This window comes from Blautia sp. RTP21359st1_E11_RTP21359_211015 (assembly GCF_040910705.1).
GTDB lineage: Bacteria > Bacillota > Clostridia > Lachnospirales > Lachnospiraceae > Blautia_A > Blautia_A fusiformis.
In genome coordinates this window covers 1-22,566 of sequence record NZ_JBDGAB010000039.1, presented here as the reverse complement: position 1 = coordinate 22,566, position 22,566 = coordinate 1, and the positions used below count along the sequence as shown (strand labels likewise).

General features: G+C 43.0%; 22 protein-coding genes. All 22 read left to right on the top strand.

Features of this window, described 5'->3' with window-relative positions:
* Positions 1 to 57 precede the first annotated feature (57 nt).
* The 22 genes from AB5026_RS13145 to AB5026_RS13040 all read left to right on the top strand — a co-directional run bounded on the left by AB5026_RS13145 (position 58) and on the right by AB5026_RS13040 (position 22,446).
* A complete protein-coding gene (locus AB5026_RS13145; protein WP_226844668.1) occupies positions 58 to 384 on the top strand; it encodes a hypothetical protein in 327 nt (108 codons plus the stop codon).
* 119 nt (positions 385 to 503) lie between these two features.
* Positions 504 to 704, top strand: coding sequence for a 4Fe-4S binding protein (locus tag AB5026_RS13140; protein ID WP_092072186.1), 201 nt, complete (start codon positions 504 to 506; stop codon positions 702 to 704).
* Positions 701 to 1,285: a 4Fe-4S binding protein gene (locus AB5026_RS13135; protein WP_092072183.1), complete on the top strand. Its 585-nt coding sequence runs from the start codon at positions 701 to 703 to the stop codon at positions 1,283 to 1,285. The genes AB5026_RS13140 and AB5026_RS13135 overlap by 4 nt, the downstream gene beginning before the upstream one ends.
* A 98-nt stretch (positions 1,286 to 1,383) precedes the next feature.
* Complete coding sequence (locus AB5026_RS13130) at positions 1,384 to 2,157, top strand: NifB/NifX family molybdenum-iron cluster-binding protein (protein WP_015524988.1); 774 nt, start codon at positions 1,384 to 1,386, stop codon at positions 2,155 to 2,157.
* A gap of 333 nt (positions 2,158 to 2,490) precedes the next feature.
* Positions 2,491 to 2,814, top strand: coding sequence for a co-chaperone YbbN (locus tag AB5026_RS13125; RefSeq protein WP_015524989.1), 324 nt, complete (start codon positions 2,491 to 2,493; stop codon positions 2,812 to 2,814).
* Between the two features lie 15 nt (positions 2,815 to 2,829).
* Positions 2,830 to 3,753, top strand: a complete 924-nt coding sequence (gene trxB, locus AB5026_RS13120; protein ID WP_368213460.1) for a thioredoxin-disulfide reductase — start codon at positions 2,830 to 2,832, stop codon at positions 3,751 to 3,753.
* A 559-nt stretch (positions 3,754 to 4,312) separates the two neighbouring features.
* Entirely contained in the window at positions 4,313 to 5,275 is a 963-nt protein-coding gene (locus tag AB5026_RS13115; protein ID WP_110925766.1) for a S1 RNA-binding domain-containing protein, read from the top strand.
* Between the two features lie 91 nt (positions 5,276 to 5,366).
* Entirely contained in the window at positions 5,367 to 5,819 is a 453-nt protein-coding gene (locus tag AB5026_RS13110) for a zinc-finger-containing protein (protein ID WP_118235520.1), read from the top strand.
* A gap of 18 nt (positions 5,820 to 5,837) precedes the next feature.
* On the top strand, positions 5,838 to 6,491 hold the full coding sequence (locus AB5026_RS13105) for a hypothetical protein (protein WP_173899946.1): 654 nt from the start codon (positions 5,838 to 5,840) through the stop codon (positions 6,489 to 6,491).
* A gap of 70 nt (positions 6,492 to 6,561) precedes the next feature.
* Entirely contained in the window at positions 6,562 to 7,251 is a 690-nt protein-coding gene (locus AB5026_RS13100; RefSeq protein WP_118037301.1) for a hypothetical protein, read from the top strand.
* Positions 7,211 to 7,714 (top strand): hypothetical protein, encoded by a 504-nt coding sequence (locus AB5026_RS13095; RefSeq protein ID WP_118050886.1) that lies wholly within the window; start codon positions 7,211 to 7,213, stop codon positions 7,712 to 7,714. Before AB5026_RS13100 ends, AB5026_RS13095 begins: the two co-directional genes overlap by 41 nt.
* A 113-nt stretch (positions 7,715 to 7,827) precedes the next feature.
* Positions 7,828 to 8,055: a cold-shock protein gene (locus tag AB5026_RS13090; RefSeq protein ID WP_173903349.1), complete on the top strand. Its 228-nt coding sequence runs from the start codon at positions 7,828 to 7,830 to the stop codon at positions 8,053 to 8,055.
* A gap of 476 nt (positions 8,056 to 8,531) precedes the next feature.
* The gene (locus tag AB5026_RS13085) at positions 8,532 to 8,663 is read left to right on the top strand and encodes a hypothetical protein (protein WP_005423021.1); all 132 of its coding nucleotides are present in this window, start codon (positions 8,532 to 8,534) and stop codon (positions 8,661 to 8,663) included.
* 18 nt (positions 8,664 to 8,681) lie between these two features.
* Positions 8,682 to 9,794, top strand: coding sequence for a hypothetical protein (locus tag AB5026_RS13080; protein WP_368213458.1), 1,113 nt, complete (start codon positions 8,682 to 8,684; stop codon positions 9,792 to 9,794).
* Between the two features lie 56 nt (positions 9,795 to 9,850).
* Positions 9,851 to 10,369, top strand: a complete 519-nt coding sequence (locus AB5026_RS13075; protein WP_015525057.1) for a hypothetical protein — start codon at positions 9,851 to 9,853, stop codon at positions 10,367 to 10,369.
* 16 nt (positions 10,370 to 10,385) lie between these two features.
* Positions 10,386 to 11,099: a hypothetical protein gene (locus AB5026_RS13070; RefSeq protein ID WP_110103107.1), complete on the top strand. Its 714-nt coding sequence runs from the start codon at positions 10,386 to 10,388 to the stop codon at positions 11,097 to 11,099.
* Between the two features lie 36 nt (positions 11,100 to 11,135).
* Positions 11,136 to 12,275 (top strand): ERF family protein, encoded by a 1,140-nt coding sequence (locus AB5026_RS13065; protein ID WP_215638645.1) that lies wholly within the window; start codon positions 11,136 to 11,138, stop codon positions 12,273 to 12,275.
* 64 nt (positions 12,276 to 12,339) lie between these two features.
* Positions 12,340 to 13,605 carry a hypothetical protein gene (locus tag AB5026_RS13060; RefSeq protein ID WP_368213457.1) on the top strand — a complete coding sequence of 422 codons (1,266 nt, stop codon included), beginning with the start codon at positions 12,340 to 12,342 and terminating at the stop codon, positions 13,603 to 13,605.
* Between the two features lie 154 nt (positions 13,606 to 13,759).
* The gene (locus tag AB5026_RS13055) at positions 13,760 to 20,278 is read left to right on the top strand and encodes a SpaA isopeptide-forming pilin-related protein (RefSeq protein WP_368213456.1); all 6,519 of its coding nucleotides are present in this window, start codon (positions 13,760 to 13,762) and stop codon (positions 20,276 to 20,278) included.
* Positions 20,279 to 20,346: 68 nt separating this feature from the next.
* Positions 20,347 to 21,132, top strand: a complete 786-nt coding sequence (srtB, locus tag AB5026_RS13050; RefSeq protein WP_368213455.1) for a class B sortase — start codon at positions 20,347 to 20,349, stop codon at positions 21,130 to 21,132.
* A gap of 129 nt (positions 21,133 to 21,261) precedes the next feature.
* Positions 21,262 to 21,426, top strand: coding sequence for a hypothetical protein (locus AB5026_RS13045; RefSeq protein ID WP_173903310.1), 165 nt, complete (start codon positions 21,262 to 21,264; stop codon positions 21,424 to 21,426).
* Positions 21,427 to 21,543: 117 nt separating this feature from the next.
* Entirely contained in the window at positions 21,544 to 22,446 is a 903-nt protein-coding gene (locus tag AB5026_RS13040; protein ID WP_015542765.1) for a hypothetical protein, read from the top strand.
* The last annotated feature ends 120 nt before the right edge of the window (positions 22,447 to 22,566 follow it).

Genomic DNA, 22,566 nt, shown 5'->3' with positions numbered 1-22,566 from the left:
TTATTTGTATTTGTAGTTGTATATTTGATGATGCTTATGCGGAGACAGAAAGAAAAGATGAGTGAAATTAAAATACAAATAGATCAACTGCAAGCACAACATGATCGATTGCAGAAAGAAAGGGATCAGTTACAAGAACGGATGAATCATCTGGAAGAGCAACGAGAACACTTGCAAATGCAAACAGACCAGGCATTTCGGAGTTCTGATGAAATCGAGAAAATTTGCGATGAGATATGGAATCATGCTAATACCATTCACCTTTACTCTTCGTTAGCTGAAGAAGAAAGCAAATCTATAACAATGAAAGAAAAACAAAAAGAAATTATTCGAACAACTGAGGAGATTCTAAACATCATATATAAATATAAAGGTAATGTATAATAAAAATATGTCATTGTAATGATTAGCGTTCAAGGTAAATTCTTATGTAATAATGTCACAGAAGGATTTACCTTTTTCAGGTACAATAGAGATACAAAATTTGAAAGGGGAACAAAGCATTGGCAAAAAGAGTGGCAAGTGTCGATAAAAAAAGATGTGTTGCCTGCGGAGTATGTGAAAATACTTGTCCGCTGGCAGCGGCCAAAGTTTACCATGGATGTTATGCTGTGATAGAAGAAACAGTGTGTGTAGGATGTGGAAAATGTGCAAAGTCCTGTCCGGCAGGTTGTATTGAAATGAAAGAGAGGACAGCGATGTGAAGAAAAAGAAACATTGGTATGATTATTTATGGATATGGGCGATCCTTTATTTTACACTCGGTTTTTTTAATATTTTGTTCGCCTGGTTTGGGATGATTGATTTCCTGTTGCCGTTAGGAATAGCAATATTCGGTGGAAATAAATTTTTCTGTAATCATTTGTGTGGACGTGGCCAGCTTTTTAGTAAGCTTGGTGGAGATTTAAAATGCTCAAGAAATAAACCAACCCCGCGATGGATGAGTTCAAAATGGTTCCGATACGGCTTTTTGATATTTTTCCTTACAATGTTTGGGAATATGGTATTTCAGACATATTTAGTTGGTGCCGGAGCATCATCCTTACGTGAAGCCATCAAATTATTCTGGACCTTCCGTGTTCCGTGGGGATGGACATACACTGCCGGAACAGTAGCTGATTGGGTGGCACAGTTTAGTTTTGGATTTTATAGTTTGATGCTTACATCTTTGTTGTTAGGGTTGATTGTAATGGTGTTATATAAGCCACGAACCTGGTGTACATTTTGTCCAATGGGAACAATGACGCAGGGTATCTGTAAATTAAAAAATAATGAAAAGAAGTAATACTATAAGGTGATTCATAAAAGGCATATGTCAAAAACGTTATTGACATATGCCTTTTATAGGGCTATTATATAAGAAAAGCGAGAAAGGAGCAGTTTATGCCGAGACCAGTAAAATGCAGAAAAGTCTGCCATTTCCCCAATGTTTTAGAATTTCTTCCGGCAGATGATACGGAGAAAAAAACACCCATTGTTCTGACGGTAGATGAGTACGAGACAATCCGTCTTTTGGACAAGAAAGGTTATAGTCAGGAGCAGTGTGCAGTATCTATGCAGATCGCAAGAACGACGGTCCAGCGGATTTACGAGATTGCCCGGAAGAAAATAGCAGATGCACTTATTGACGGACATCCGCTCAGAATTGAGGGCGGGGATTTCAGAATCTGTGACGGTCAGAGCGGCAACTGCAGCTTTGGAGGATGTTACAAACAGGAAATTTACAAAAAATATGCAGCAGAAAAAGGAGAAGGTATTATGAGAATAGCAGTAACATATGAAAATGGACAGATTTTCCAGCACTTTGGACACACAGAGACATTTAAGATTTACGATGTAGAGGAAGGAAAAGTAGTACATTCAGAAATAGTAGATACGAATGGAAGCGGACATGGCGCATTGGCAGGAGTTCTTAATGCATTGAATGCAGATGTTTTGATTTGTGGCGGAATCGGAGGCGGCGCACAGACAGCGTTAGCGGCAGCAGGCATCAAGCTTTTCGGAGGAGTTTCCGGAGATGCAGATGAAGCAGTAGAAGCTTTTATCAATGAAACACTTGAGTATAATCCGGATGTGAAATGTTCTCACCATGAGCACAACCACGGGGAAGGACATACATGTGGTGAGCATGGATGTGGAAGCCACAGCTGCCATTAAGAAGAATAGCAAAAAATAATAGTACGAAAGGATGTGCCAAGGTAATGTAGAAGTTACCGCAGTACATCCTTTTGTGTTATGTGATTCTCATATTGATTATTTCTTACTTGCCGAAAATAATGAATTGAACGTATAATACTCCCATCTTTTTGTAACTGTCAAAGATGAGAGTATACTTAATTTATTGAGAAGAGTCAATTATATAACTGACATATGCTGTAAATAGAAGTAAAAAAGCGTAATAAAGTAAATCAACTTTTCTGTGATATCATCACGGAAGCAAGCACTTATTTGGGGTATATTAAGTTCAAATAGGAGAAGGAGTTGAAAAATATGACATCTATAAATATAAATAAAGAAAAGTTTGGACAATTAATTCATAAGGAAAAACCGGTTTTGGTTGATTTCTGGGCACCGTGGTGTGGTTATTGCCGTAGAATTGGAGCAGCTTATGAAAAAATAAGTGAAGAATACAGCGATATTCTTGTTGCTGGAAAAGTAAATATTGATGAAGAACCGCAGATTGCAGAAGCTGAAAAGATTGAGGTGATTCCTACGCTGGTTTTATATCGAAATGGAAAGGCAATAGATTCTATTGTTGCACCTGAATCAAAAATAATGATAGAGAATTTTATTAATGAAGCATTGGAAAAATAAAAGGAGGACTGCTGTATGAATGAAAATCATGTTTACGATATGATTATCGTAGGGGGAGGACCTGGAGGGTATACTTCAGCATTATACGCAGCCAGAGCAGGACTTGATACAATTGTTATAGAAAAATTATCTGCAGGTGGTCAGATGTCATTGACCTGGCAGATTGATAACTATCCTGGTTTTGAAAATGGAATTGACGGATTTTCATTGGCAGAGAAAATGCAAAAACAGGCGGAAAAATTTGACGCTAAAAGTGAATATGCTGAAGTTTATAATATGGATTTAACAGGAAAGCTTAAGAGAGTAGAAACTAGTTCGGGAATTTATATTGGGAAAACAGTAGTGATTGCTACTGGAGCAAATCCAAGAGAACTTGGCCTTGCTAAAGAAAAAGAATTGATAGGTCATGGGGTTGCTTATTGTGCCTCCTGTGATGGTATGTTTTATAAAGATAAGATCGTGGTGGTTGTTGGTGGTGGAAATTCTGCTGTATCAGATGCTGTTCTTTTAAGTCGAATTGCTAAGAAAGTCATCATTGTTCATCGAAGAGATACATTACGTGCAACGAAAATCTACCATGACCAGCTGATGAAAACTGAAAATATAGAGTTTCGATGGAACAATACAGTAAATGAACTGATTTATGGAGAACGATTGACTGGTGTGCGGTTGAAAGATACAGTTACAGGAGAAGAAAACATTATAGAATGTGACGGCCTGTTTGTGAGTATAGGAAGAAAACCGACAACAGATTTTTTAGGTAATCAGATAGAACTGGATAATAAAGGATATATTGTGGCAGGTGAAAACACTGAAACGAGTATTCCGGGTGTTTATGCTGTAGGAGATGTCAGAACAAAGTTACTTCGTCAGATAGTAACAGTAGTGGCAGATGGTGCTATGGCAGTACATATGGCAGAAGAGTATGTGGAGAAATAACAATCAGAATTTAATTGTTTAAGAAATTGTTCTTTGGTTAATGGCATTTTTATGTATCCTCTAGTTTTACTAAAATTCAATATGTATTATGTATATAAATAACAGATAATCAGGTATTATCCTTCAGCTATTTGAAAAAATATATATCTACTGCAACTGTTCCGTAATATCTATAGTTTAAAAATGTACAAGAAGGTCGGTTGTCTTATTGGGGACGATTAAGAGGAAGAAATAAACACTATATAATGAAACAATTACATATGAGATGGAATTTTCTATAAGGACACAGGAATCTGGCAGTTCTTAGTGTTACTAAATCCTTCTGTCGTACAGGCTTCATAAAAGGAATCAATATGCGACACTATTGCAATCGAGGTAATATTGACATAGAATTCCATGTATTATAGAATGGTATCTGTAAAAAGAAGGCATGAAGAAAGCAGCTTTAAACGGGCTGCTTTTTTTGTGTCTTCTTTTGTCTTTCCTGAGTACCGGAGGAAAAGGAGTTTTCTGGATGGAGCAGAGAAGACAAAAAATAAATAAGAACAGGAGGAAGTATATGGAGGATACCAAAAAAACAGTTTTGGCGGGAAATGGGGAAAAAGATGTTCCGCGTGCAGTCTACGATGGTGTTTTGACAATCGATGTAGACGCGCAGGTTGAAAGTATGGAGGAACAGGAAGAAGCCAGATGGCATCAGCTTTTGAATGCACATCGTACCAGAAAGATCCTGACGGGCCAGCTCGGGGGCATTGAAAAACTGGAGAGTGGATGGATGGTTGCTGTTACATACTTTAATGGTTTCCGGATCATTATCCCAATGAATGAAATGATGATCAACCTTCAGGGAGACGGGCGTGAAAACGCGGATACCTTAAACCGTCAGGTCCGTATTGCTAACAACATGCTCGGCTGTGACATTGATTTCATCATCAAAGATCTGGATAACAAGAGCCGGAGCGTTGTAGCATCCAGAAAAGATGCAATGCTTAAAAAGAGACAGACTTTTTACCTTGGGGAAGATACAGAAAAACCAATGCTCTATGAAGGCAGGATCGTAGAAGCAAGGGTGATCGCGGTAGCTCCCAAAGCAGTCCGCCTGGAAGTCTTTGGTGTAGAAGTATCTGTCCGGGCCAGGGACATGGCCTGGGAGTGGATGGTAGATGCCGGAGAAAAATTCCAGGTAGGCGATCTGGTGCTGGTCATGGTCAATAAGGTGGAAGCAAGCTCTGTTGACCAGATCATTATAGAAGTGGATGCAAAGAGTCCGACAGCCAATATCAATAAAGATAACCTCCGGAAATGCCATAAACAGGGAAAATATACAGGAATCATTACGGAAGTCTATAAGGGAACCTATTTTATCCGCCTTGATATCGGAGTCAATGCCGTGGCACATTCCTGCAATATGTCCGCACTTCCGGGAAAGAAAGATAAGATCGGATTTGTGGTGACCCGCATCAACGACAACTATGAAGTGGCAGAAGGCATTATCACAAGGCTTATCAAAAGAGCTTCCTGAAAATGTTTTTATAATTTTCAAAGAATTCTGTTGACACAGAAAAAGGGATTTCTTTAACATCGGAGATAAAGATGGAAAGGAGTGACGTCAGATGGCAAAAAAGAAGAAAAAACAGATGCGGGAAACCTTGTACTGTCCATATTGCAAAAGACCCGGGGTACTTAGGCCTGCAGCTTATGTCTATGGAGATAACAACCTGGATCCGGAGAAATACCTGTATGTATGCAGCGGCTATCCTTCCTGTGATTCATACATTGGGGCACACAAAAAAAGTATGCGTCCCATGGGAACCATGGCTGACAGCGATCTGCGTAATAAGCGGATCGAAGCACACAGAGCTTTGGATGCAATCTGGAAAAATGGTTATATGACCAAACACAGCACATATATCTGGCTTCAGAACCGTTTGAATCTCCGGGAAAAGGACACACATATCGGGAAATTTTCTTATTACCTGTGTGAACAGACCATCCGGGAATGTACAGACTATATAAAAAGCCGAGAGGAAAAAAAGAAATCCCCGGATAAAATAAGCGTGGCATGACGGAAAGGATGGATGCCCTTGAGACTACAGGCGACAGAAGATGATGTATATCATCTGATGGACCTTAAAGAACAGTATTTTATTATGACAGCAATATGCAGTGTGGCAGAGGGAATCAGCGCATACTTTTTCATATACCAGAAAAGATGCTGGGATCTTGTATATTTGTGTACTGCACTGGCGCTTGCGATAATCCTGCTTCTTCGTCAGGCCATAAAAATCAGTCGGAGGATCATGGAGGCAGAAAACTGTTATATGGCACTTGAAGAGGACAGCCTGGCAGTCTGCCAGCCGGAAAAAAACGGAAAATATGAGTCCTGCAGGATCTTTTACGATGAGATGGATAAGATCGTAGAAGGAACCAGACGGGGAATTCCAGAATTTTATATCGTGATCCGAAAAGAAGGGAAAGAACAGAAAAGCTTTTTCCTTTTGGATGAAGAAGAACAGGAACGGGATGTTTTCTGTGTACGATCCTTTGGCTTTGACAATCAGGGATTCATGGAGTTTTATCGGAAACTCAGGTGGATCGTACCGGGAAGAACAAGGATTATCGGGACCAAAACACAGGAAGTATGGAAACTGCGGCGGCCGAATATCGGAATCTGTACGGCAGCAGGCATGCTTTTGGGGTATGTACTTCCAAAACTCCTGGAAATGATGTATGGGTAACAAGTTATATAAAAGAAAACAGATCAGAAGCAGAGATTAGAAAGAGTGAAAATGACAAGGAGGAAATGTCATGAGATGGTATACAGCAATCGGAATGAAAAAAGATGATGCAGATGGAAGGTTTTGTGTCTGGGTAGATGGGGAAGAAAAAGTACTTACAGAAATGGAAACTATTTTGTGGGCTGCGCTCACCTGGTCTTTCTGTGAAGAGGATAAGGTCCACTCCCAGATGCATCGTCTTCTTGTATTTAGCCTTGGAGAAAAGCAGGCACAGGAATGGGCGGACAAAGAGGATTTTCAGTTTTGCCTGAACCGTCTGGTAAAGCGGGGCCTGGTTGTGCTGACAGAAGGATGTACCAGAGAGGAAGCTGTATACAGCATTATCAGCCGGTCAGTCATGGCTCCCATGGCCTTTTCACGGACAGAACGCATGAAGCATTTTATGGAAGCCCTTTCCATGGGAAAAGGACTGAAGTTTTCACTGAGGGCTTTTAAAAAACCGCTGCTTACAGAAGAGGAATACCAGCTACTTTCCTATCTTCAAAGAGAAGGGGATGTTTCCTGCCACCTGAAATGTTTAAAAGAAGAGGCAAAAAGCAGGGAACCCAATTTAGCAGATTCCCTCCAGGAACAGATACAACGGGAATTTATAAGCCGTGTAGCGCAGCTTTACTATAAGAAACAGCTTGTGATCGACAACATAAGAAGGGAGGACTGCCTTGAAGCAAACGGAACATCCGTATTGGCACAGGCTGTATAGATGCTTGGAAGATTTTGGAACACGTTATCAGAATATACCGGATTTTTTTAAGGACAGGATCCAGCGATATGGCATCCTGTCTCTTTTTATCCTGCTTTTCGGATCATTTATGGGAACATGGATGAAAGACAAAACTTTTATTTTCTGGTCTTTCCTGCTTGGGATTATCGGGTTTATAAGAACATATCTTATTTTCCGCACCGCGGATAAAAAGACCTATGAAATCGTGGAAGGGCTGGTAACCGGGATAGACGGGAAAAATCCCTTTGCAAGATTACGGAAGATCCGGGTAAGTGATCCGGCCGGACGGCAGAGTGAACTTTTGCTGGATAAAAACGTAAAAGTTTTGGAGGGAAAACGTTACCGGTTTTATTTTGGCATAAATGAAAAGAAGCTGGTAGGAATCCGCCGGGTGGATGCAGCACTCAATAACGGGACTTTTTTGGGAAACGAAGAAATATAAGAGGAAGAGATTCCTTTTATAGCAGGGAGGGGAGCACCAGGCATGGTTCGATTCCATGCTGCCCTGTTTCCGCAAAAGACTATTGCGGGAAATACAGCAAAGGAGAGAAGGACATGTCAGAAACACTACAGGGAACCGTGAAATGGTTCAGCGCACAGAAAGGATACGGCTTTATCATCGGTGAAGACGGGATTGATTATTTCGCCCACTTTTCGGAGATCCAGATGGATGGATACCGGAAATTAAGCGGTGGCCAGCCGGTCCTTTTTGAAGCAGGGACGGATGCCAACGGGCGAAGCCTTGCCAAAAATATTTCCCCGGCGGATCCAAACGCTGAGTAAGACGTTTTCATAGTGCATGTACAGATTACCTATTCCCCTCAGATACATGCACTTATGCAGACGGATGAAAAGACAGGCGGTATCATGCCGCCTGTCACAACATGTAGCAGAATAATAAAGATAGCTCACACAATAACACAATATATAGTTAAAATTAATTGACAACCACAAAATGTTGTGGTAGTCTTTAAATGAAAAATAATTTAACAGTCTATAAAAGACTGTGGTTATTCTTTAGTTCCGGACATTCCGGAAGAAACACTTTGGGGCGGTCTTGCCCTTAATGAGAAAAAATGGATATGCAAAATATAAGGAAGATGCAAGAAGGAAAGAAGATTCTTTTTGTGTCTTTTTTTATTGCATAAAAAGCAGAAAGGAGGAGCACGAATGAAACTGTCAGTTAAGGAAACTGCAAAAAGAAATACCTTAAGAACATCAAAAAAAGAAAACACATTGTAAAATCAGGAGGGTCGATTATGGAGACAATTAAATGGGAAAACGCAAATGCACTGGAAATTGGAATGCTTATGGAGATGGCAGAAGACGGCTATGTATTTTGCATCGAAGATGGAAAGATACAGGCTGTTGAAGTCCGGATTTTCAGCTAGCGTGGAAAGGCGGACATTATGTATTATAAAGATGACTTTTATAAGGAGTTCCGGACAGAAAAGGAACTGTGCGAGTATCTGGAAGAGATAGACAGCCGGGCAGAATGGATCCGGATCACCAGTAAGAAATTAAAGGTGGCAGCTGCAGGAGAGGAAACCTGTACAGAGGTTCCGGGCATTTCCCTGGAAGCACTGGAAAAAGATACCTTATCTCATTCCAGGCTGGTTCTTATCCTGCCCGAGAGGATCTGTTATATAGGAAATTCAGCAATCAAATCGTTGAAAGGACGGGCCAGGATTGATGGCAAAGCCCTGGCAGATGTCGATAAGAAAACACTGGCAGAGATCTTGAATAAATGCCTGAAGGTTGCAAGAGGAAGAGCACTAATCCGTTTCTGTGAAGGAAAAATAAGGGCAGTCCTGTCCGGTGATGAAAAAGATTATGCCATCATATCCATGCCGGATATGTACATGGTTACCTCGGCATATATCCATGGGGACTATGAGAAGGCAACGTTTTTAAACGGCTATGCATACCATTATTCTGTTACGGCGTCCTGGCAGCTGGAAGATACGAAACTTACAGATGTTTATAAGGAACTGATGCAGAATTATGGAAGAAAGACCGATAAGGACATAAAAGCAGTTGTACGGATCACTACGTCAGACGTTGGTGTGTCCGGAGCGAATATTTTTTATTCCCTGCAGGAGCCGACAAGAAATGTGATCCTTGGCAATGCCCTGAAGGTTACGCACAAAAACTGTAAAGGAATGGAAGATTTCACGGAAAACATAGAGTCGATCTTTGATTACTACCGGGAAGTCTTAAAAGGGGTCATGCGGCTGTGTGATATCTGGATCGAGCATCCGGCAAATGCCATGGCAGGGATCATGAAGCAGGCGGGATTTGGAAAAAAACTGCTTGCAGAAACCGTGGAGCAGTTTAAGGCTACTACCGGGAATGAGCCATGCAGCGCATACGAGATCTACTGCGGGATCTGTGAATCCATTACCATTGCAAGGCAGGAAAAGACGAATGAGAGAGGACTTTTAGCTCTGGAAGAAAAAATTGCCGGCTGTGTGTCAAAACGCTGGCATGAATATGATATTCCTGGCACTGTAAAATACTAACAGGGTTTAAAAGAATGGAGACAGCATGGACTGTCTTTTTTTGATGGGAGGAAAACATGAAGGTTACGAATGGAAAAGATGTGGCAAGGCTGCTGGTAGATGAATACTTGAACTGCCATCCCACCGGACACAAAAAATTTATGGAGTCCATGGCAAAAGAGCAGCAGGAAATAAAAGACAATTACACGTATCTTGGCTTTGCCTGGCTAAAAGGTCTTTCAGAGGTCAGATATTACGACCTTCGAAACGAAGCATCGAAACTGATGGCCGATGATCTGTGCCTGCATGTAAAGGAACAGCCAGAAAGGGTGCGCCTGGTGTATGAAGGTGCAGAGGAAATGGAGATCAATCCTTCAGATGAAGAGCAGATGGCAAAAATGTTTACCTGCTACCTGCTTGCAGGAAGTATGGACGGATATGGGGAATTTGTGGATTATGCCCTTGATACCCACCGGACACTGCAGCAGAACCTGACACGGTTTTTCGTGGAATGGTTTGCAAAAGCAGAAAAAGGCTCTGCATTTTTAAAACGGGCAAAGATGGTGTATTCCAGGTATTCCCTGCCATACATCTAAATTACGGAGGTATGTGATGGATAGAAAACTTCCGGACTGGTTAAAAGAGAGCAGGGAGGCAGAAAAACTGATCGCATGGCTGAAATCGCCGGATTGTGAAGTAAAAGAATTTTCCGGACAACTGTTTATAAAGGCAAGATATGGAAACTGTTTCTTTTTCTTTGACTGTTTAAAGGAAAACAGAAAAACAGACCGGAACTGGTGTGCCGTGATCCACATGCCGGAGTATTCCCTTTATGAAGCAGAAGATCTTTTTCTGAAGCCGATCGGGATACCGGATGATTTTGGTTTTCCTGTGCGTGAAGATCTGATCCCGAAACTGGAAACACAGATAAGCCGCATTGGAAAGAAACTTATCCGGGAACAATGGGATGAACTTTTGTTAAAAGGCGGGTATGCAGCTGCACAGATGATCCCGGAGATCAGCAGGGTTTATATCCAGCTAAATGCAGACCGTTTTATTAAAAAAGGAAAGCGGCCGGAGGATCTGATCTATCAGCCGCAGTTTCATTTTGCGGATATGAAGTGGGAATTTTCTGACTGGATGTTTCTGGAATATTTAAGCAACCCACAGCGGGCAGCAGAGCTTTTCGCCCAGAAGTGGCTGCTTGAAAAACTTCCGGAGATTTCAAAAAAGAAGATCTGTATCGGATGTATCCGGGAGGAAATGGAAGAAATGTTAAAAAAGACTGGGACAGGGCCGGAGGTAAGCCTTCCGCGTTCTGCTTAGTATAAAAAATGAAAAAATCAGGAGGAAACGAATAATATGGGTAAATACAATTACATGAATCTGAACCAGAAGATGATCAGGATCCGGAAGAAAGTGCCGAAGCTGATCCGCAAACGGTACAGTGAGGACGTTACTTATGATTTTGTAAAACTGGATGATATTTATGAATGCCTGACACCGGCCCTTAATAAATACGGGGTCGATTTTGACATCTTAAGTGAAAGGCCGACACAGATGGACGAACAGGGCAATTCCGTGTTTTTAAAGGAAATGGGAGCACTCTGGAGATATGAGGCTGATCTGGAGCTGTGCTGGACCAATGCAGACCGTCCGGGAGACAAGGTACGGAGCTTTTTGCATGTCATTGGAACCAATGAAGCACCGGATAAAGCAAAAGGTGCGGCATGGACGTATGGCCTGAAGTATTATTTCTTAAATAAATTCAACATCATGCAAGCATCTGGAATAGACGATCCGGACATGCGTGGGACGGAAAAAGAAGAAATGCCGAAGCAGGAAGCTTCCGTAAAACCGGAAAAGACAGAAAGAAAAGAAACCGCAGCAAAGCAGGAGCAAACGGAACCGGTCAGGGAAAAGAAAACGGACCGTAAAAAACTGCGTGATGGAAATGCCATATCAGAAGATCCTGTAAAAGTGGAATATGCAGTGACGGATACAGAAGAAAACCTTCCTGGACAGATGACTTTTGGAATGGAAGAAAGTGAAAGCGGACTGGAAAAATTTTCCGATGAAGAAACAAAAGCGGAAGATCCGGTTCAGACCGAGGAAATCTCCGTAGATGAGGAAATTACTGCCGAGACGGATGCAGACGGTTTCCGTGCAGTAGAAGAAACGGATGAAGTTCCATTTGATGAAGATGATGAGATTTCTTTTGATGCAGAAGAAGAGGAAGAAACACCAGAAGAGACTGCAGAGGAAGTGTTGGAGGATATGGCTCACGAAGAGGATGCAGAGGATGAAGTGAAATGGGCAGAAAAGGTTATCTGTAATTTTGGTGTCTATGCCGGGACCCCTCTTGGGGAAATGATGCAGGATGCCAGAGGTTACCAGACGATCAAATGGCTGGTACAGCGTTACAAAGGCCAGAATCAGGAAATACAGAAAGCTGCGAAGATCCTTTTGGATCATGAAAAGGAAATGCAAAAAGCAGCCTGAAAACAGAGAAACAGTTCGAGGTGGCTCCGGGAACGGGGCCATCTTTTATGAAAAGGAGGAAGGCATGTATGCCAGAGAATCGTTTACGATCGCAGAAGTAGCAGATCTTTTGTCAATCCGAAGACTGAGTGATTCTTACCAGGACGAATTTCCGGTGGAATGTCCTTTTTGCGGGGATTTAAGAGGAAAATGCAGTTTTTGCATCCGCAAAAATGGAGAACTGAAAAATGTTTACCATTGCTATCATTGCGGAGCATCCGGAAACATGCTGACACTGTATGCGGAACTATCCGGCATTTACGGGAGAAACCGGTATAAAGAAGCCTACCGGGAGATAAAGCAGGCACTTTCTTTTTCTGGAACGGATAAAAGGCAGCAGTCCACGACACGAAATGGGTTCGCTTCTATCGTTTCTAAAAAGAAACGCATTTCCCTTACGGAAGAGGAATGGGATTACCGGGACAATGTATATAAGGAAATGCTCACTTTTCTTAAGCTTAAGGAAACACACCGGAGGAACCTTCTCCTACGTGGGCTGACGTTAAATGAGGTCAGACAGATGGAAGAACGAGGTTTTTTAAGTACGGATGAGGAGAATTCCGTGGCCATTGCCAGAAAGCTCTTAAAAAAGGGATTTCGCCTGGATGGGGTTCCTGGATTTTTCATCAACCGGGATGGTGACTGGGAAGCTGCTTTTTATAGGAAGAATAACGGGTATCTTTGCCCGGTCCGGGATGGGAAGGAACGGATCATAGGATTCCAGATCCGGCTGGATGTTCCTTTAAAAGAACGGAAGTACCTCTGGTTTACCAGCAGCGGCTTAGAAAAAGGCACATCAAGCGGCAGCCCGGCAGGAATGTTTGGGAAAATAAAGGATGGCACGGTTTACGTAACAGAAGGGATCTTAAAGGCAGAGATCGCATGGATGTGTACAGGAAATCCTTATATTGGAGTCCCTGGAGTTTCCAATCATAAAGGACTGGAAACTGTCTTGCGAAAACTGAAAGAGCAGGGGTTAAAAAGAGTTTACGAATGTTACGACATGGATAAAATGATGGAATTGTCCTGTAAGCACGATGAAAAAAGTGCGTGCCGGCAATGTGAACATGGAATTCATCTGTATCATGGAGAATGCCCCAGAAAGCGCAGAAAGCGGGACATGATCCGAAAAGGCTGTATAAAACTATATGAGATCTGTGAGGAACTGAACGTATCCTGCAAAAGAGTCACCTGGGATACCGATGCATCCGGTACCTGGATGGAACACTACAAAGGCGTGGATGACTGGATCCTTCAAAAAGAGGAAAAAGAACACAGGAAGACGGCATAAAATGTTTGGTCAGATAAAAGGGAAACTGGAATTTTTTTCAGTTTCCTTTTTATCTGGCTGAAAAAGCCGGAAGAAAGGAGAAAGCGATGCAGATAAGAGACGGACCAAAAGAAAACTGCAGGGAAAAAAGCGATCATGAAAGGAGAACGTGCACTTGGAAAAAAACTGGAAGAAAAGATGGATGGCGGGTGCGATGGCTTTTGCTCTGTGCTGCACTACGCTCTTGCAGACGGGAGCTTCTGCAGTATCCGCCGCTGAGGTGGGAGGCGTTTCCGCACAGAGCGAGACGCAGATCGAGGTACAGACAGAAACACAGACAGAAACGCAGACGGAGAAAAGCGAGGAAGAACTGATCGAGGAAACCGTTGCTGATCCGGAACTTGCGCTTATGGTTACCGAAGGGGAAGCCTTTGATATCCAGAATGATTTTACAGGACTGAAACTCTCTGAAGGAGACCATGTGGAACTGAAAAAAGCAGCAATGGAAGACGGGACTGTATTTGATTATAACCATGCGGGAACCTATAAATGCGTATATCTTGTTACACCCGCATCCGGGGAAGCCTATCTGGTTGCCAGAAACATTACGGTGACACCAAGGGAAGCAGAAACAGACGGATCCAATGGCGGTCAGGAACAGGAAAGCGGCGATGACGAACCGGAGGCAGACCCCGTCCTCCCGACCATAAGCCCGGAAGATGCCCCGGAAACCCTGGAAGAGCCGGAAGAAACGGAGGAGCCAGAAGAAGAGGAAGCAGAAGAATTTTCCGATGAGGAACCAAAGGATGGAAGCCATCAGGTTGACATCGTACAGGGAAATGAATTCAATATTGAACTGGACCACGAGGACGGACGTTACCAGACGGGGGAGACGGTCAACTTTTCCGGTGATATCCCGCAGGGAAGCCTGATCGCAGTGGGAACAAGTCTTGTCGAAGCAAACCAGACAGAGAATACCGAAGATCTTCTGTATGCAGAAGTAAGCTACGATGAGGGAACAAATTCCTTCAGCTTTGAGATGCCGGAAGATGATGTTGCATTAAGTGTGGTATATGACCAGGCTGAGGGCGGTATTAGTACCATGGCAGCTTCCGATGGAGACTTGTGGGATGATTCAACAGACATTGAAGCTAATACCTATTACTATTATTCAGATGGAAAACTGCATCCTTTTGATTCTGTTATGGGACAGGGCGGAAATGATTCCTATAAGTATATCCGTTACAAAGCAGGCGGAAAGACTTATACCGTCTATGCATACTGCATGCAGCACAGTAAACAGTCCCCGCCAAGTGGAACGACTTATAAAAATATGGTCGAACTGGATGAGGGCGGCGATGACCGTTATTTAAGGAAGGCCATGTTTTACGGATATGGCGGTCCCGGATGGGGCGGCACATTCAACGGCTATAATATCAAATCCATCATGGAAAAATACGGCTGTTCCTCCGAGACCCGTGCAATGCAGCATTATCTGGTCGATTATTTATATGACGGGGAATCCGGATTTGGAGGATCCCTTTCGACAACTGCCAAAAACATGTTAAAAGAGATCAAGGCAGCCCTTGCAAAGATGCCGGATCCAACGACCATGGAGCTGACACCTGGGCTCAGTGCTTCTGCAAATGGAAACCAGAGCCCGACCTTCACATGGAAGGCAAACGCAGCTTTTGTGATCACGATCCATCTGGAAAACGGGGTCTCCCTTGTAAATGAGACGACAGGAAAAACCGGGACCGGAAATGTGAGCGTAAAGGGCGGTGAAAAATTCCATCTGGAAGCAACCACCCAGAATATTGGAAGCCTGAAAGGAAAATATGCGATCACATCCAACTATCCGCTTAATTTCCATGCCATGCTCTTAAAGCTGGCGAACAGCCAGGATATCGGCTTTGGATATTATACCGATACACTGGAGCTGAACCTGGAGGTAGACTGGCCGGATGAAGCAACGGTCAAGATCATCAAAAAAGATAAGGGAAGCAACGCGCTCCTTGCAGGTGCCGTTTACGGCATCTATGCAGATGAAGCCTGCACGAAACTTATCAAAAAAATGCCGGCAACAAATGCAAAAGGGGAATCCGAAGTAAAGATCACCAAAACACAGGATACCGTTTACCTTCGTGAGATCTCAGGCCCATCCGGATATGTGCTGGATACGAAAGCCTATGGGGTAAAACTGGTCGTGGGGCAGACCGCTTCCAAGAACTTAACGGATAAAGAGCAAAAAGGTGCACTCACCATTTATAAAGAAGGAGAAGTGCTTACTGGAGCGACCGTCACGGAAGATGGTGTGACCTTTGCCTACGAAAAACGGAAATTGAAAGGAGCCGTTTACAGTGTTTATGCAGGTGCAGATATCAAGGCGGCAGATGGCACCCTCATCTATAAAAAAGGTGCACTTGTCAAGGATAATCTGGTTACCGGAGATGACGGAAGCGTTACGTTAAAGGATCTCTATCTTGGCACCTACACAGTAACCGAGACGAAAGCTCCGGATAATTATGTATGCAAAGGAGAGTCTAAGACTGTTGAGCTTGTGTATGCAGGCCAGACCGTAGAAGTGCAGACTGTCAGTGCAACATTTTTAAATGAACGCCAGAAGGCTGCAGTCCGTGTGGAAAAGCAGGACGAAGAGACAAAAAATCCGCTCTCCGGAGGCATCTACGGGCTGTATGCAGCAGAAGATATCAAAGTTGATGGTAAGACCGTTGTTCCCAAAGGAACCCTGATCGAAAAAGCAACGACCGGAGCCGATGGAAAAGCTTCTTATAAAGCGGAACTTCCGATCAATTACAGCTACAGCATCCGGGAGATCCAGGCACCGGAACTTTACCTTAGAAACAGTGAGGATACTTACACCTTCACTTTTAAGTTCACCAATGATAAGGAAGAAAAGGTAAACTTTAGCCATACCTTTACAAATAAGCGTGTAAATGCAACAATCGACCTGGTAAAAGAAGACAGCGAGACAGGAAACAGCGCACAGGGAGATGCCGTATTTGAAGGAGCCATTTACGGGCTCTATGCAAGGGAAGACATTAACCATCCGGATGGCAGGAGCGGAGTCCTTTATAAAAAGGACGAACAGGTAGCTACCCTGACGACCGATAAAGAGGGAAAAGCAAGCGTAAGCAATCTGTATCTTGGAAAGTATTATTTGAAGGAGATCACGCCTCCAGTAGGTTATCTTCTGGACGAAGAGGAGCATGATGTAAACTGTAACTACGAAGGAGACCAGGTAGAGACGGTAAAACGAAATACCGTTTCCAAAGAAGACGTGATCAAACAGCCATTCCAGTTGATTAAAGCAGCGGATAATGATAAGACCGATGCGGACCTTTTAAAAGGTGCCGGATTCTCTGCTTATCTGATCAGCAGCCTGACTGTAAAGGACGATGGAAGCTATGACTTTACAAATGCGACCCCGATCGTTCTTACGGAAGATGGAAAAACAGAAATGTTTACCGATGAACGCGGCTATGCGTGCAGCATCCCGATTCCTTATGGACGCTACATTGTCCGTGAGACCACAACACCGCATAATTTCATGCCGGTAGATGATTTTATCGTAACCGTAACCGAGAACAGCAGCACACCGCAGGTATGGAGAGTCCTTTTGGACGATGAGTTCAAAGCAAAGCTTAAGATCGTGAAACAGGATGATGAGACCAAACAGCCGGTCCTCCTTGCCAATACAGAATTCAAAGTGTACGACCTGGATGCGAAAAAGTACGTGGAACAGGTAACGACCTATCCAAATACGGTTGTCCATAAATCCTATTTTACGGACGAAAATGGTTACCTGATTCTTCCGGAATCCTTAAAATGCGGAAATTACAGGATTGAGGAAGTGAGAGCGCCTGATGGCTACACCCAGAATACCCAGTATGTGGAGATCAAAGTTGATAAGAATACAGCTTATCAGATGGATTCTGTCAGCGGGGATGCCATCATTACCGTGACCTATGAAAACCATCCGGTCAAAGGTAAACTGGTGATCCATAAATCTGGTGAAACCTTAAAATCCTTTAAAAAGGATTTTGTATACGAAGAAACTTCCCTGGAAGGGGCAGAATTTGAAATCTACGCAGCAGAAGATATTTTCACACCGGATCATCAGGTGGACGAGCAGGGAAACCGTCACGTGATCTATGCAAAGGATACCCTGGTAAAAACAGTAACCACTAATAAAAATGGGGAAGCTGTTATCAAAGACCTTCCGCTTGGAAAATACCGTGTGAAAGAAACAAAAGCACCGGCCGGATTTGTCTTAAATCCAGACAGTCAGGAAGTATCCTTTATCTATAAGGATCAGAACACACCGGAGATCGAAGAAAAACTGGAATTTTCCAATGAACGCCAGAAAGTAGAGCTGAGTGTGGAAAAACAGGATGCCGAGATCGGAAAGGCTTTAAAAGGTGCAACCTTTGGATTATACAATAAAGAAGCAATTTCTTCCGGCGACAAGGTGGTCGTAAAAGCAGATACACTGCTTCAGGAAATCACAAGCAACGAAAAAGGTAAGGCAGCGTTTACGCTAGATCTTCCGCTTGGCAGATACTATGTGAAAGAGCTGCAGGCGCCGGCGGGTTATGTATCTTCCGATGAGATCCTGGAATTTGATGCCACATACCAGGGCCAGGACGTAAAAACGATCAAATTAAAATCCGTGAAGAAAAACCAGCCGACAACGGTAGAAGTAACAAAAGCAGATATCACGACCGGAACAGAACTTGACGGGGCTTCCATGAGTGTACTGGATAAGGACGGCAACGTGATCGATTCCTGGACATCCGTAAAGGATTCCCCACATGTGATCAAGCGACTTCAGGTTGGAAAAACTTACATTCTGCGTGAAGAGCTTGCACCATATGGCTACTTACGTGCAACAGACGTAGAGTTTACGATCTCTGATACTGCAGAAGTACAGAAAGTCAAAATGGAAGATGAAGTCCCGGTAGCAAGACTTCTGGTAAACAAGAAAGGGGAATTCTTAGACAGCGTATCCCTTCTTGACAATGCAAAAGGCATGATCGAGCACCTGTTCAACTATGTGACTGGAAACCTGACTGATGTAACCTTCAATGTTTACGCGGCAGAAGCCATCCGTGCAGCAGACGGGGTAAGTGCAGATTATTATGCGGCAGATGAACTGGTCGGCTCCATTACAACAGATGGAAATGGCATCGCCCAGATGGATAACCTCCCGCTTGGACGCTATTACATCGTGGAAAAAGAGACCTCACATGGCTACGTTCTGGATAATGAACCAAGATATGTGGATCTTACATACCGTGACCAGGATACACCTCTGGTTACTTATAGTGCCGACTGGCAGAATGCGCGCCAGAGGGTACAGGTGGAAGTCCTGAAAAAAGAAAAGGACAGTGACAAAGTACTTTCTGGGGCAATCTTTGGCCTCTATGCAGCAGACGACATCGTATCTTCAAAAGGAAAAGTACTCCTTGCGAAAGACACCCTGATCGAACTGAAGACCACAGATGAGGAGGGAAAGATCCAGTTTGTTGCAGATCTCCCGGTTGATAGCAGGTACTACATTAAGGAACTTGCCGCCCCGGATGGCTATGTGACAGACCAGGAACCGCAGAAATTCACTTTTGAGTACCAGGGCAGTGGAACCAGTGTTGCAGAGTATGCGTTCACCTTTGAAGATGAACAGACTACGGTAGAACTTTCCAAAGCAGACCTGACGGACAAAAAAGAACTTCCGGGAGCATCCTTAAAGGTAACAGATGAGGATGGAAATACGGTGGATGAATGGGTATCCAAAGAGGAAGCACATATCATCAAGGGCCTTATCGTAGGAAAGAAATACAAGATGACAGAAACAAAGCCGGCAGATGGTTATGTGACTGCGGAAAGTATTGAATTTACCGTCGAAAACACAAAAGAAGTACAGAAACACCAGATGCTTGATGATGTGACCAAAGTGGAAATCAGCAAGAAAGACATTACGGATTCCAGTGAGGTACCGGGAGCAAAACTGATCATCCTGGATAAAGATGGAAAGAAAGTTGAAAGCTGGACGTCCACGGATAAACCGCATATGGTCGAAAAACTTCCGGTAGGCGAATATACCCTTCGTGAAGAGCAGGCCCCGGATGGATACCTCATTGCGAAAGATGTGAAATTTACGGTAAAAGATACTGGAAAAGTCCAGAAAGTCAAAATGAAGGACGCACATCCGTATGGAAAACTGGTCATCAAAAAGACCGATTCCACCAGTAAGTCAGCCCTTTCAGGAGCAGAATTTGAACTGCGTGAAAAGGAAAGCGGAAAAGTCGTAGAAAAACTGGTAACGGATAAGACCGGAACAGCGAAAAGCGGCAAGATTCCGATTGCTACTTATAAAAATGGAAAAGTAGAGAAAACCGTGAAATATATCCTGGTAGAGACCAAAGCACCAAATGGTTATGAATTAAGCAGCAAAGAAGAAGAGATCCGCTTTGAATACAAAGACGGAAAAACCAAGGTGATCGAGATCGTAAAAGAGATCAAAAACACCAAATCCCCTTCCGGCAGCACACCGACAGGAAACAGCCCGAAAACAGGGGACAGCACCAACATCTGGCTTCCGATCCTTCTGGCAGTCCTTTCTGCCTGCGGCATTGGCGGCGTGATCTGGTATAAGAAGAAAAAAGGAAATTAAGGAATACGGTTCAGGGCTGCTCGATTTACCGGCAGCCCTTTTTCCAGGAAGAATAATCGGAGGTTTGTATGAGACACATAAAAGAAATCATGATCGTGGCAGTCTGCCTGATGGTACTCAGCTTTTGCGTATGTACCGGTTTTGGCATTTACTTTATGTACCGGGAAGGTGTGCAGGAATATGAAGACCTGCGTACATACGTCAAGGAAACAGATGAGGATGACCACACAGAAGGAACAGACGGAAGCGATGGGAAACAGACCGTGGTTGATTTTAGGGCATTGAAAAAGATCAATCCGGATATCGTTGCATGGATCCGGATCCCGGATACCAGCATTGATTACCCGGTAGTCCAGGGAAACGATGACTCCTATTACCTGACACATACTTTTAAAAAGGCAGAACATGTGGCAGGGGCCATTTTCCTGGATTCCGATAACAGTGTCGATTTTTCTGATGACAAGAACATCATTTATGGACACAATATGAAAGATGGCAGCATGTTTCGCGGACTTCGAAATTTCCTTGACGATGAATTTTTAAAAGAACACCATATCCTCTATCTGTATCTTCCGGATGAAGGGGTATGGATCTTTGTGATCGTAAAATGCGAGTATACACCGGCAGATGGAGATGCTTTTTTACTTGGAACGCAGGAAGAAGTCCCGACGCTTCTGCTTTCCACCTGTGGAACAGATGCCTCCAAACGTCTGGTCATATGGTGTGAAAGGCAGGAAGAGAAAGGTGGGCAGATAGAATATTCTGACGAGGAAGCAGAAGTACAGGAAGCTACGGATGATCTTGCTTTCTTAGATGGGGAGTTTGTAGAAAACGAAACCCATGATTTTATTTAAATGTTTGCAGAAATTTAATGGATAATTTCTAAAAAATATAACATTTTAATTTTCAGGTCTTTCTGGATGGACAGGAACAATAATAGTCTATCCGGGAGGACCTTTTTTTTATTGCAAGAATGGCGTAAAATGGCACTTTTGATGGAAATACGATTGCAGAAAAATGAAAAAAGAAATATTAGTTCTGACTATCATGTCCAGTATGCCGCAAATCATTTGGAGAAGGCGAAGGACGTGTTTATGAAAGCGATGAAGATCCTCTGGATTTATATAGCCCAGTGGAAGGAAAAATAGAAATTAAACTGAGATGATAAAAAAATATAGAAAAAAGAATTGACAATTGTATTCTACAGTTGTAGAATACAATTAACTTCTACAGATGTAGAAAATAAAATTCTAGGAGAATCCACGATGAAGACAAAATTTATGACACTTATGACGGTAGCAACACTTGGGATTTTTTCAGCTGCAACGGTTATGGCAGCAGGAAATAACGATTTCTATACACAGCCGCCGGCTGGATCTGAATGGGAAAAAGCAGATACGGAAGGTACCTATGCAAGCTATACGAACGGAAATGATTATGTAAATATCTATAAATATTCACTGGAGGATGTCAAAACAGGGATTGCCAAATGCAATGACACATACGATGCCTGCTATCAGACAATTTATTCAGAGGGAAACAGCCTGTATATGGCAGTGGGATATGCAAAAGATGCAGATGACATCAGTGACGTCAGAAAATTTGTAGAATATATTTCGTATCCTGGAAATCCTTCACTTACCAGACAGGAGAATGAAAACCAGACCGATGATTCTTCTGATGATTCTGATAAGGCAACTACAGATACTGCCAGTCAGAAGTCAGGAGGAGATTCAGATTCCTCCGATACAGAAGAAAATGCTTCTGCAAAATCCTCGGACAGCAATGATGATTCCGATATCCTTTCTACCTCACCAATGACATTAGTTGACAGTGATGGAAATACCATTGAGATTAATTACATTCTTCACAAAGATTATTCTTGTGAATATCGTGGAGATGATGGAATGAACTATACCGATAATGGGGATGAGACTTATACCGACGAAAATGGAAATACCTACTCAGCTCTGAATGATGATACTCATCATCTGGGACATACGTTGGAACAGCATGACCTTCAGGATGCAAACGGTAATACTGTGACGGTTACGGAAACTACAAATGGTGATTATTATTTCCAGGACGAAAATGGTACAGGATTTACGGACAATGGAGACGGGACATGGAGTGATGAAAATGGCAGCAGTTATACAGAAATAGACTGATAGTGGTCAGTAGCTGCAGGAATGGCAAGGGCATTTGCAAATTGTGCAAAAGCCCTTGCCATTTCCGTGAACCGTGGTAAAATAGAGTTATTCCTACATTTGTAGAAAATATGTAACAGG